10 protein-coding genes are annotated in these 12,964 nt (G+C 34.6%); 3 read left to right on the top strand and 7 right to left on the bottom strand.

The features are described 5' to 3' along the window. Positions 1-156: 156 nt before the first annotated feature. The 4 genes from recA to AAEO59_RS02790 all read right to left on the bottom strand — a co-directional run bounded on the left by recA (position 157) and on the right by AAEO59_RS02790 (position 3,428). A complete protein-coding gene (gene recA / locus AAEO59_RS02805) occupies positions 157-1,164 on the bottom strand; it encodes a recombinase RecA (RefSeq protein WP_341699231.1) in 1,008 nt (335 codons plus the stop codon). A 175-nt stretch (positions 1,165-1,339) separates the two neighbouring features. Next, complete coding sequence (locus AAEO59_RS02800) at positions 1,340-1,849, bottom strand: acyl-CoA thioesterase (RefSeq protein WP_341699230.1); 510 nt, start codon at positions 1,847-1,849, stop codon at positions 1,340-1,342. A gap of 42 nt (positions 1,850-1,891) precedes the next feature. Next, positions 1,892-2,275, bottom strand: a complete 384-nt coding sequence (locus AAEO59_RS02795; RefSeq protein WP_341699229.1) for a DoxX family protein — start codon at positions 2,273-2,275, stop codon at positions 1,892-1,894. Positions 2,276-2,279: 4 nt separating this feature from the next. Continuing rightward, positions 2,280-3,428 carry a DNA polymerase III subunit gene (locus AAEO59_RS02790; protein WP_341699228.1) on the bottom strand — a complete coding sequence of 383 codons (1,149 nt, stop codon included), beginning with the start codon at positions 3,426-3,428 and terminating at the stop codon, positions 2,280-2,282. Between the two features lie 584 nt (positions 3,429-4,012). Between AAEO59_RS02790 and AAEO59_RS02785 the strand changes: the two genes are divergently transcribed. Genes AAEO59_RS02785 through AAEO59_RS02775 form a run of 3 tightly spaced genes read left to right on the top strand, consistent with a single transcriptional unit; the run spans position 4,013 to position 7,961 of the window. Next, positions 4,013-4,699: a hydrolase gene (locus AAEO59_RS02785; RefSeq protein WP_341699227.1), complete on the top strand. Its 687-nt coding sequence runs from the start codon at positions 4,013-4,015 to the stop codon at positions 4,697-4,699. Between the two features lie 51 nt (positions 4,700-4,750). Beyond that, the gene (locus tag AAEO59_RS02780; protein WP_341699226.1) at positions 4,751-6,538 is read left to right on the top strand and encodes an amidohydrolase; all 1,788 of its coding nucleotides are present in this window, start codon (positions 4,751-4,753) and stop codon (positions 6,536-6,538) included. Between the two features lie 58 nt (positions 6,539-6,596). Then, complete coding sequence (locus AAEO59_RS02775; RefSeq protein ID WP_341699225.1) at positions 6,597-7,961, top strand: alginate export family protein; 1,365 nt, start codon at positions 6,597-6,599, stop codon at positions 7,959-7,961. A gap of 106 nt (positions 7,962-8,067) precedes the next feature. Here AAEO59_RS02775 and AAEO59_RS02770 read toward each other — a convergent pair whose 3' ends face one another. From AAEO59_RS02770 to AAEO59_RS02760, 3 genes are read right to left on the bottom strand one after another with little or no spacing between them, the layout of a single operon-like run. Beyond that, positions 8,068-10,590 carry a glycoside hydrolase family 95 protein gene (locus AAEO59_RS02770; protein ID WP_341699224.1) on the bottom strand — a complete coding sequence of 841 codons (2,523 nt, stop codon included), beginning with the start codon at positions 10,588-10,590 and terminating at the stop codon, positions 8,068-8,070. Positions 10,591-10,647: 57 nt separating this feature from the next. Further along, entirely contained in the window at positions 10,648-10,992 is a 345-nt protein-coding gene (locus AAEO59_RS02765; RefSeq protein ID WP_341699223.1) for an L-rhamnose mutarotase, read from the bottom strand. Between the two features lie 20 nt (positions 10,993-11,012). Further along, positions 11,013-12,923, bottom strand: coding sequence for a glycoside hydrolase family 97 protein (locus AAEO59_RS02760; protein ID WP_341699222.1), 1,911 nt, complete (start codon positions 12,921-12,923; stop codon positions 11,013-11,015). Between the last annotated feature and the right edge of the window lie 41 nt (positions 12,924-12,964).

The raw sequence follows: 12,964 nt of genomic DNA, 5'->3' as shown, positions 1-12,964 counted from the left end.
TCTAATCATGGTTCTTAGATTAGACCGCATAGGAGTAAAATAGTTGCTTGTAAAAAACCTCTTTTTTTTAGAAAATATTTAATTCATTCAATTATTAAATCAAAAATGCCCAACATTACTGCCGGGCATTTTTATATTTCTAAGAAACAAAATCAATTAATTATCAGCTAATTCTTTGATTCTGGCTTTGATTTTTTCTTCCAGTTCCTCTGCTAATTCAGGATTGTCTTTAATTAAATTCTTAACTGCATCACGACCCTGACCTAACTTTGTTTCTCCATAGCTAAACCAAGAACCTGATTTTTTAACGATTTCGAATTCTACGGCTAAATCCAGAATTTCACCTGTTTTAGAAACTCCTTCACCGTACATAATATCAAATTCGGCTACTTTAAATGGTGGCGCTACTTTGTTTTTTACAATTTTAACTTTGGTTCTGTTACCCAAAACATTCTCTCCATCTTTAATTTGAGATGAACGACGAATATCTAAACGCACCGAAGCATAAAACTTCAAAGCATTACCTCCTGTAGTTGTTTCAGGATTTCCAAACATTACTCCAATTTTCTCTCTCAACTGGTTGATGAAGAAAACAGTACAATTAGTTTTACTAATTGTTGCTGTTAATTTTCTCAATGCCTGAGACATCAAACGAGCATGAAGTCCCATTTTAGAATCTCCCATTTCACCTTCAATCTCACTTTTTGGAGTTAAAGCGGCTACAGAGTCAATTACCACAATATCAATTGCTCCGGAACGAATCAAATTCTCAGCAATTTCTAAAGCCTGCTCTCCATTGTCAGGTTGTGAAATAATTAAATTTTCAATATCTACATTTAATTTCTCAGCATAATTTCTATCAAAGGCGTGTTCCGCATCAATAAAAGCTGCAATTCCACCTGCTTTTTGCGCTTCGGCAATAGCATGAAGCGTTAAAGTTGTTTTTCCTGAAGATTCAGGACCATAAATCTCGATAATTCTTCCTTTTGGATATCCACCAACACCAAGTGCCAAATCTACACCTAAAGATCCCGAAGAAATTACCTCAACTTCTTCAATGGCTTTGTCACCCATTTTCATAACGGTCCCTTTTCCGTAGGTTTTATCCAGTTTATCAAGGGTAAGCTGTAACGCTTTTAATTTGGCTTCTTTCTCTGTACTCATCTTCTATTTCGCTTTTCTATCGTTAAATTATTTTCTTTTACCACTAATTTGAAATACAAAAGCCTATCAAAAGCTTCTAATTCCTATTCGATTTTATTTTTTGTGCTCGTAAAAATACTTCTTTTTTTGATGCAAAATTTTTCGTTTAAAAGATTTTACAATCAAAAAATAAAGCCTAGACAAACAAGGCTTTCAACTCCGTTGCTTCTTCAGGTTTCATTTTTCCTGCTAATACCAAACTCAGCTGTTTACGTCTTAAAGCGGCATCATAACGTTTTTTTTCCAACTCCGTTTCCGGAATTATCGGAGCTACTTCAACAGGTTTTCCGTTTTCATCAACCGCAACAAAAGTGTAAATAGCTTCATTAGCCTTTGTTTTAATTCCTGAAATCCTGTCTTCTACCCAAACATCGATATAGACTTCCATCGAACTTCTAAAAGCACGGGAAACTTTTGCCTCAATAGTTACCACACTTCCTAAGGATATTGGTTTTGCAAAAGCCACATGATTTACCGATGCCGTTACAGTAATACATCTGGAATGTCTTTGTCCGGCTATACTGGCAGCACGATCCATTCGAGCTAATAATTCACCTCCAAAAAGATTATTAATATGATTGGTTTCACTTGGCAAAACCAAATCTGTCAAAACAGTTAAAGATTCTGAAGGATGTTTAGGAGTCATCTGTTTATAGATTTATTATTTTAAAATTGTTATTGTTATTACCTAACTCAACCAATACACCGCCATCACTGCCGGAATAAAGTAAATAACAATGGTTCTGGCGCCGTCATAATCTTTGGCTAATCGCTGACCAAAAAGCATCATCAACAAAGTAATTGCCGAAAATAGGGCGCCGTAATAACCAAAAAGTCGGCCGTTGTTTACCAATAATTGAATACAACCCACAAAACACAAAACAGTTGAAATCAGCTCCATTATAACCAAATTGATTAAAGCTAATTTCACATGATTCTTCAATTTAGTTTTTGCAAAATGCTCTTTTAACCAATTAATATTGTCTTCCCAATAAAACAATTTTTCATAACTGGATTGCAAAAAAGTTATTCCGAAAAAAACAAGCAATAATAGCGAAGCCGAATTATTCATAATTTTATTTTTTGTGAATTAAACGTGTCAATTTGATTGACAAATCGGTTAAAATAATTTTTGCATTTCCATTGCGTTCAATATGATACATAGCCTCGGAAAGTTCGTTGAAGATATCCTGAATATTATTTCCGTTTACAAATGGTGCAAAATTCTCTAACTTGAACTTATCGACTTTTGGTTCGAAATAAACCAAGCTTGGCACTTCATAATTAAGCATCAATGCCTGACGGAACATTTCCATACAAAACTGCAAAAACTTCTTTTGGGCTTCTCTTCCCAAAGCCGCAATTTTTTCGCTCCAAAGAATCAAATCCTGAATGGCAGCTGCATCTTTTTTAGCCTTGAAAGCAGCACGAACCCAAGTTACAAACCATTGTTCAAAAGGATGTTCTTCGTCATTATCATGTAACAAATGCAAAGCTGCATTAAAATTCCCCTGTGCCTGATGCGCTAATTTTGCAGCCAACTTAGGATCAACTTCTTCACGGGAAACTAAAGCTTCAGCAATAACAGCTTCACTCAGTCCGTTAAAATGCAATACCTGACATCGTGAACGAATGGTCTGGATAATATCTTCTTCATTTTCAGAAATCAAGATAAATATGGTTTTTTCAGGTGGTTCTTCGAGTAGTTTCAATAATTTATTGGAAGCGGCAATATTCATTTTATCCGCCATCCAAACAATCATGATTTTATAACCGCCTTCATAAGCTTTTAACGACAATGATTTCAGGATTTCCTGAGCATCATCAACTCTAATCTCGCCCTGCTTGTTTTGAACACCTAAAACTGCATACCAGTCAAACAAGCCTCCATAAGGATTTTGAAGAACAAACTCCCGCCAGTCGGCAATAAAATCGATACTTTTAGGGTTTTTCTTTACCTCATCGGTGGTAACGGTAGGATAAGCAAAATGCAAATCGGGATGAGACAGCTTTTGGAATTTTATGTTACAGGCTTGATTTTCACCATTATTTTCGCCTCCGGAATTATTACACAAAATATATTGTGCATAAGCAATTGCCATTGCAAGAGTTCCGCTTCCTTCGGGACCAACAAAAAGCTGCGCGTGTGGAATTCTAGCCAAATCAGCCGTTCTGGTGAGATGGTTCTTGATATGTTCCTGCCCTAAAATTTCTGAAAACTGCATAAGGCAAAGATAGCAGAAAATGGATAAGTCTAAAATTTTAGATTATAAAGTTTCTTATCGCATTCATCTAAGAAAACCTTGAACTTTCAATTGAAAAATCTCAACTAACTAACCCAATTTTCATTTCATAATCTAGATTAAGTTTAAAACAAATGCTAACCAACTAATTTTGGATTTAGAAATTAGGAATGATAAAAACAATATTTTGACAATTGGAAAAAACATCAATTCTAAGCAGAATTCATTTCATAATCTAGGTTAAGTTTTAATCAACAAGCAACCAACTAATTTTGGATTTTGAAAATGTGAATGATGAAAAACAAAAAATAGATTAACAAAAAATTAAACGGATTTTTATTTCATAATCTAGATTAAGTTTCAAACAACAACTCATCAACTAATTTTGGATTTTGAAAATAAGAATGATGAAAAACAGAATTTTCAATAAGAATAGAACATTCTTGTTCTGGAATAAAACAAAACAGAACAAGCAACAAAAATGAAAGTGTGTACGGGAAAAGCTAGCTTCTCAAACTCAATTTATAAACAAATAATAATTAACAACAATTTTAAATTTTAACAACATGAAAAAAATAATCTTATCCCTAGTTTTAGCTGTAACGTCTTTATCAGCATTTGCTCAAAAACCAAGTCCAAACTTATTAAACCCTACAAACCATACTTTAGTGTTAATAGATCATGAAGGTCAAATGGCATTTGCTACAAAAAGTATCGATGCTATCGATTTAAGAAACAATACAGGCTTAGTTGCCGGTGCATCAAAAATTTTCAATGTACCTACTGTGGTAACAACCGTTGCTGAACACTCTTTTAGCGGTCCTGTTTTTCCGGAAATTTTAGAAGCCTATCCAGACAGAACAAAATATGTTGACAGAACAACAATGAATACCTGGGAAGACGTAAACGCTCACAAAGCAATTACCGAAAAAGGTAAAAAGAAGATTGTTTTTGCAGGTTTATGGACAAGTGTTTGTATTGTAGGACCAACATTATCTGCAATAAGCGAAGGATATGAAGTGTATGTAATCACAGATGCAAGTGGCGATATTTCTACAGAAGCGCACAATCAGGCAATTACAAGAATGGTGCAGGTAGGCGCAAAACCTATTACATCTTTACAATATCTATTAGAATTACAAAGAGACTGGTCTCGTAAAGAAACTTACAAAGCGGTGAATGATTTAGCTGTAAAATACGGTGGAGCTTATGGTATTGGAATCCAATACGCAAGAGAAATGTTAAAACACTAAATAAAAACTAAAGGCGGACTTCAATGTCCGCCAAAATCCAACTAGCTAAATATGAAAACAATAACTAAAATCACAACTTTACTGCTTAGCACAATGAGTAGTCTGATATTTGCACAAAAAAATACGACTCCCTCACTAATTGTTTTTAATGCTAAAATTCATACTCTTGACAATCAAAATTCTATAGTACAGGCTCTGGCTGTAAGCGATGGTAAAATTTTAAAACTGGGTAAAAATGATGCCATTTTAAAATTAAAATCATCTCAAACAAAAGTAGTTGACGCTAAAGGAAAAACTATTATTCCCGGATTATTTGACAGTCATTCGCATGTAATTCGCGGCGGAAGATTTTTTAACACTGAATTGCGTTGGGACGGTGTTCGTTCACTAAAACGTGCTTTGCAAATGTTAAAAGAACAGGCTCAAAGAACGCCGGATGGACAATGGGTACGCGTAATTGGCGGATGGAATGCGTACCAATTTGAAGAAAAAAGATTACCAACATTAGCAGAAATCAATGAAGCAACTGGAAATGTTCCGGCATTTATCCTTCATTTATACGGTCATGCTTATTTAAACAAAGCAGGATTAGCCAAATTAAAAATTGACGGAAACACCCCAAATCCTAATGGCGGTCTTATTGAAAAAGACATACAGGGAAATCCAACCGGATTATTGGTTGCAGAGCCTAATGCTTATATTTTATATTCGAATATTGCTAAACTTCCGGAATTATCTGCTGAAGAAAAAATCAATTCGACTCAACAATTTTTAACGGAAAATAATCGCTTTGGAGTTACTGCAGTTATGGACGCTGGCGGCGGATTTCAAAATTATCCGGATGATTACGGAATTACCGGAAAATTAGCTTCTCAAAACAAACTTACGGTTCGCTTACCATTTTACCTTTATCCGCAAAAACCGGGGCAGGAATTGAATGATTTTACCAAATGGATTAGTGAAGTAGAAATTGGCAGCCACGACGATGATCACAGAGATCATTTGGAATATCATGTTCAGGGTGGCGGAGAAAGTCTTGTTGCATCTGCTGCAGATTTTGAAAATTTCGAAAAACCAAGACCTGAATTATCTCCTGCAATGGAAGGACAAATGAAAGATGTTTTAAGTAAACTGGTTCAAAACAAATGGCCATTTAGAATTCATGCTACTTACAACGAAACCATTACACGATTTTTAAATGTAATTGAAGAAGTAAATAAAGAAACTCCTTTAAACGGTTTAACATGGTTTTTTGATCACGCTGAAACTATTACAGTTGAAAATTTAAAAAGAGTAAAAAACTTAGGTGGCGGAATTGCAATTCAACACCGAATGGCTTTTCAGGGTGAAGAATTTATTAAAAGATACGGTAAAAAAGCTGCTGAAAATACGCCTCCGGTAAAAGATATGATCGAAATGGGAATCCCTGTGGGAATGGGTTCAGATGCAACCCGTGTTAGTTCCTACAATCCGTGGATTGGCTTATATTGGTTATCAACCGGCAAAACCGTTGGAGGAACAAAACATCAGGGCGAGAGAAATATTTTAGACCGAACATCTGCATTAAAATTATACACTCAGGGAAGTGCAAAATTGGTAAAATTAGATGCCGACAGAGGAATTTTAAAAGAAAATTATCTGGCAGATTTTGCTATCTTATCGGATGATTATTTTAGTACAGCCGATGAAAAAATACTAGATATAACTTCTGATTTGACAGTTGTAAACGGACAAATTGTTTATGCCGACAGTATTTTTAAAGAATTAATAAATCCGCTTCCAAAAGCAATCCCGGAATGGTCTCCAATAAATTTCTTTGGCGGATACCAAAAAAACTAATCTTAATAATTCAATTCATCATCAAATTGGATAACACTTTCATTTGACAAAAAAAATCATGAAAAAACTAATTCTCCTGTTTCTAGTTACAATTCAATTTGGATTAGCACAAAACCGTCTGGATTTTAAATCACTACGCTACGACGAAGATTATTCTAAAATTGAAAATGATTCTAACAGTACATTTTTAGACAGAATAAAATATATTCCATTGACAAAAGACGAAAATTTAAGTCTTTCTTTAGGAGGAGAATTACGTTCACAATATCAATATTTTAATAATGAGAATTGGGGCGATACAGCAAATGATTCAGATGGATTTTTATTAAACAGAGCTCTTTTTCATTTGGATACAAAATATAAAAAAAGCTTTCGACTGTTTGCACAAATTCAAAGCAGCACCGCAATTAGCCGAATTGATCCGAGTCCGGTTGATAAAAACGAACTGGATATTCACCAGCTTTTTATGGATTTAAATTTCCAATTAAACGAAAGTGATGTTACTTTCAGACTAGGAAGACAAGAATTCATGTATGGTTCACAGCGTCTTATTGCGGTTCGCGAAGGCCCAAACAGCCGACAAGCATTTGATGCCGTTAAAATGATTTGGAAATATAAAAACCTAAAAACGGATTTGTTTTACAGCCAGTTTGTAAAAAACAATTTCGGAAATTTCAACGACAGATTGAATCCAAACACTAAGTTTTATGGTATTTACAATGTAATTAACAAAGTTCCATTGATTCAAAATGTGGATTTATATTACTTAGGATTAGATAAAAAGACGGCTTCATTCAACAGCATTTCGGGAGAAGAAAAAAGACATTCTATTGGAACCCGAATTTGGAGTAAGAACAAAAACTGGAATTATGATTTTGAAACGGTTTTCCAATTCGGATCAATAGAAAATCAATCCATTCAAGCATGGACAGCTTCTTTATACACCAATTATCAGTTTAACCAATTGAAATTCAAACCAAAATTGGGATTAAAAACCGAATTGATTTCAGGAGATAAAGCTACTGATGATAATAAATTACAAACCTTTAATCCGTTATTTCCACGTGGTGCTTATTTTGGTTTGGCGGCTATTTTAGGACCATCAAATTTATATGATATTCATCCTTCAATTGAATTAAAAATCAATGACAAAATGAGCTTTGCCGCAGATTATGATTTCTTTTGGCGTTTTAGTAAAAGTGATGGGATTTATCAGCCAAATACTACTTTGATTTATTCTTCTGCAAATTCTACGCAAAGATATATTGGTTCACAATTAGGAGCATCGATAGATTATGATATTCAAAAATGGTTTGCACTAAAGATTGAAGCAACCTGGTTCAACGCAGGAAGTTATTTAAAAGAGGTAAGTGCAGGAAAAGATATTCTATTTACCGCAGCTACACTGGCATATTATTTTTGATAAAATTATTCTTTTTAGAATTAAAAAACCTATTGTACTATACAAAGTAGCAATAGGTTTTTTATAAATAAAGTGTTAATCCACAGAAAATTACATTAATAACTCGTTATAATTTTTCTATTTGATAGGTTTTGCCTTTAGTTGTTTTGAACGAAATTTGATATCCGTTATCTGCTTTTTGCGAAACGATATTTGAATTTTTTATTTTCACCGGAACGTTAGTTCTGATAATGCATTCAGCTCCATTTAATGATTTTACAGATGCGTCATTCAGTTGTTGTTTGTTCCAATTCATATCTATTTCAAATCCACCTCTGGCAACAAGTCCTTTAATATGACCTTCGCTCCAGGCTTTAGGTAAGGCAGGCAATAATTGAATGAAATTAGATTGACTTTGCAAAAGCATCTCAGCCATACCAGCAGTTCCTGCAAAATTTCCGTCAATTTGAAATGGAGGATGTGCATCAAAAAAATTAGGATATGTACCTCCCGCACGTGAATTGCCGCTTGACGCATCAACATAATTTAAAAGTTGTCTTATCAGGTTATAAGCGTGATCACCGTCCTGCAAACGAGCCCACCAGTTAATTTTCCATCCTTTACTCCAGCCAGTTCCTTCGTCTCCGCGAACTTCAAGCGATTTTTTAGCAGCGTTAAAAAAGTTTGTTGTTAAAGGCGTTATTTCTCTTCCCGGATGCAAACCAAACAGATGAGAGGCATGACGATGATGAATATCTGTTTCTTCAAAATCTTTATACCATTCCATCAATGTTCCGTTTTTGCCAATTTGTAATGGATACAGTTTAGCTCTTTTTGCAATTAAAAGTTCTCTGAAAGCTTTATCAGTTCCTAAAGTTTCAGATGCTTCAATTAAATTATCAAATAAATCTCTGATGATAGACATATCCATTGTAGTAGCCACAGATACCGATTGTTCTTTACCTTGCTTGTCTTTAAATTTATTTTCCGGAGAAGTCGAAGGTGCAGTAACCAAATAGCCATTTTTGTCCTCAACTAACCAGTCTAAAGAAAATAATGCAGCTTCTTTCATAACCGGATAAGCTTTTTCGGCTAGGAATTTTTTATCTCCTGTAAAACGGTAATGCTCGTAAAGATGCTGTGAAAGCCAGTTTCCGCCCATCCACCAGTTCGCCCAAACAGGATCTCCATCGCCTTTATCACCAACAGGATTACTCAATGCCCAAAGATCAGAATTATGGTGCGCTACCCAACCATTGGCATTATAAAATTCACGTGCGGTAACTTTTCCGGTTTTAGCCAGATTTTGAATCCAATCTAAAAGTGGCTGGTGCATTTCAGAAAGATTGGTTACTTCTGCCGGCCAATAATTCATTTGAGTGTTGATGTTAATTGTATAATTGGAACTCCATGGTGCACGAAGTTTTTGGTTCCAAATTCCTTGTAAATTCGCCGGAGGTCCGCCAGGACGGGAAGAAGAAACAAGCAAATATCTTCCGTACTGGAAATATAAAGTTTCTATTTCAGGATCATAGGCGCCATTAGAATAAGCTTTTAATCTTTCGTTAGAAGGTAATTTTGCTTTAGCCGGATTATTGACAGTATCTTTTATAGCAAAAGAAACTCTGTCAAAATACTTTTTGTAATCAGTTGTATGTTTACTAAACAATTGAGCATAAGTTTTTTTAATCGCTTTATTAATTCGTTCTGAAGCAATTTTATTTTCGTCTTTTCCGTCTTTATCCGGACATTTATCAAATCCGTTGAAACTCGTTGCTGCAGCGATATAAAGTACCACTTCGCTGGCATTTTCAATTTTAATTTCCGAATTAGTTGCTGAAACATTTCCGTCCTGATTAATTGCTTTAATACGGTATTGATAACGCATTCCGTCGCATCCTGTAGGATCTTCGTATGTAATTGGTTCTTTTCCTTTCGGATTATAATAATTAGGATTTACATTAGCAGGCGCTTTTCCGCTAACAATAAGTTCGTTGTTATCTTTGGCTGAAGTAGTATATTTCAATACGCTTTTCGAAGAAATAGAAAAATTAAGAGCTGCTTTTTGGTTGGCCGAAATTCGAACCAACATTACATTATCCGGTGCAGAAGTAAAAATTTCACGGATGTATTCAACACCATTAATGGTGAATTTTGTGGTTGCAATTGCGTTCTGAATATCTAAATCACGATAGTAAGCAGTAGGTTTTGCATTATTGAAATCCTGTTTGATGATAATATCGCCCAAAGGCAAGTACGACTGTGAATACAATCCTTGCATTTTTCTGGTAAGCTGATTGGCTTTCGAATAGTCTTCGTCCTGAAATAAAGCTTCTCTAATTTTAGGTAAAAAACTACTGGATTCCGGATTAACATTCGTTTTTACTGGACCGCCACTCCACAACGTACTTTCGTTGAGTTGTAACAATTCTTCTTCGACACCGCCAAAAACCATAGCTCCAATTTTACCATTTCCTACAGGCAAAGCTTCGACCCATTTTTCAGATGGTTTGTCGTACCATAATTTTAGGTCTTGCGCAGTGGAATTGGTTTTGTTTTGTGCATCAGAAAAGGAAATAAATAAAATCTGGATAGCAATTAACGAAACAATTTTTAATTGGTTTAGTTTGGTTTTTTGAAAAATGTACATAAAAAAAGTTTGGTTTAAAATAGAGAAATTTAATAAAAATATTTAGGAGTTATTAATTTAAGGCAATTTATAAATCTGCTCCATCGGCAGCCATTTTTCACCTTCTTTTGCTCCCGGTGGTGCCAGCTGAAATTGCCACATTAATTTTTCCCATTCCTGAACTTTTGGGTTCGCCGCATCCATCATTTGTTTACGTTCCGGAGTAAAAGTTTCATCCACTTCCATAATCATAAACAAGCGATTTCCCAATATGTAAATTTCCAAATCAATAATTCCGGAATCCCTGATGCTTTTAGTAATTTCAGGCCAGGCATTTTCCTTAGCATGATACCGTTTATATTCTTCTATCAGTTTTGGATCATCAACTAAATCACAGACATAACACAATCTCTTTGCATTCATAAAATTCAATTTTACTACATTTATTTTTCCAAAACAGCTACAAATCCGCCTCTTGGAAGACATTCCACATTTACAACATCCCCTCTTTTTACTTTTATTACTTCAACAGCAAATGATTTGTCGTTTACTCCATCCTTGATGAGCTTTAATTTATAATCAGCCTTATCTAAAAAACCAAAATCAATTTTTAATGTTTGTTTTTCATCCTTACCATTAAGTCCCCCTAAATACCTTTGATTTCCTTTTTTTCGAGCCATAATAACTTTCTCTCCGGGATATCCATCCAAAAGTTTGGTCTCATCCCAAGTTACAGGAACATTTTTTAGGAATTCTTTAGGCTCTTTTGGCAAATTATTATATGCTTCAGGTCTATCCGCAAAATGCTGAAAACCGGATTCAAAAACCACCAACAAAGCCAGTTCATGCGCATAAGAAGTAATATGAGGATGCTGCGAATTTGAAAAAGTTACCGGAGTATAATCCATTGAACCAATAACATTTCGGGTAAAAGGAAGCGTCGCATTATGTGCCGCAGCCTTATTGGTAAGTGTTGGTTTATTGTTATACCATTCCGCACCGTAAACTGCTTCAGTTGTCATCAAATTGGGATAGGTTCTAGCCCATCCTCGCGGAGCTGTTGCCCCATGAAAATTAACCATTATCTGGTATTTTGCAGCATCTTTTAAAATATCAATATAATATTTCATCATATCTTGTTGATCGCCATTAAAAAAATCAACTTTGATACCATACACTCCAATTTCTTTAAGCCAAGCCAATTCTTTAGCTCTTTTTTCAGCTGTTAACATACGGTCATTAGGAGTTGGTTCAAGCCAAGATGTGCCTGAATTATACCACATCAAAGTTTTAATTCCTTTGCTTTTGGCATAATTTACAGCATCAACCAAATTTCCACCGTTGCTCATCACGTCCCATTCCCAGTCAATCAAAGTATAAGGCCATTTCATTACGACAGCTAAGTCAGTATATTCTGCGACCTTTTTATAATCTTTAGATCCGTGATTATTAGCCCAATAATTCCAGGAAACGGCTCCCGGTTTTATCCAATTGGTTTCTTTTAACTGATTTGGTTCACTAACATCGGTAATTAAAGTTGATTCGACTACATCAGCCAGTTCTCCAATAATTAAAGTATGCCATTGTGAATTCCAAGGTAAAGTGGTTTTGACCCCAACTTGTTTAAAACTATCTCTTGGTGAAGCATAAGTAACTTTGTACTCATTTGGATTCTTCAAATTACTCAATCTGGCAGCACAATTATTTGCTGTAATATTAGCTTCAGAAATCAACATCCAAACAGGATTATTATTTACCTTAAACAAGGCAGGAAATCCCCATTCCTGTTTTTTATTATCTGTTTTGCCGCTATCTGAAAAAGGAAAAAATCCTTCATAAGAATCTATGAACTCTTGTAACCAACGATTAGTATTCGAAGGAAAAACATAAGTAGTAGTTTCATCAATGACATTTACTAATGAATTCGTTTTGTCGGTGAATTCATAACGAAATGCAACACCATCATTATAAACCCTAAAAACAATATTTAGGGGTTTATTATTCGAATTTACATATTGAAAAGTCTTCTCATTACCCAAATTTGTACACAGTTTTCGCTTACCGGAAATCATTTCATATTTTTGGTTCACCTCTTTTGATTGTGATTCACCAATGAATTTTAGATTATCCGTAAACTGCTGATCCTCTCTGGTAATTCCCATTGGAGAATTGGGTAATACTTCGACATATTCCGTTTTGTTTTTATACAAAATCTTAAAATATACTTGTCCAAAAGAGGTATTATCAGCAGTAACAATCACCTTAATTTTTTTATTTGGCGACAAAATTTCCTGAGCATTTATTGAAAAAATACTTGAAATAAATAGACATACGATTAAACTAATGCATTTCATTGTTCCTTATTCGGTTTTGTGATTAAAAAATGAATTTGAAA

It is taken from the genome of Flavobacterium flavipallidum (assembly GCF_038289905.1).
GTDB classification, from domain to species: domain Bacteria; phylum Bacteroidota; class Bacteroidia; order Flavobacteriales; family Flavobacteriaceae; genus Flavobacterium; species Flavobacterium flavipallidum.
The sequence above is the reverse complement of the archived record's forward strand: the minus strand, read 5'-3'. Positions and strand labels throughout refer to the sequence as shown.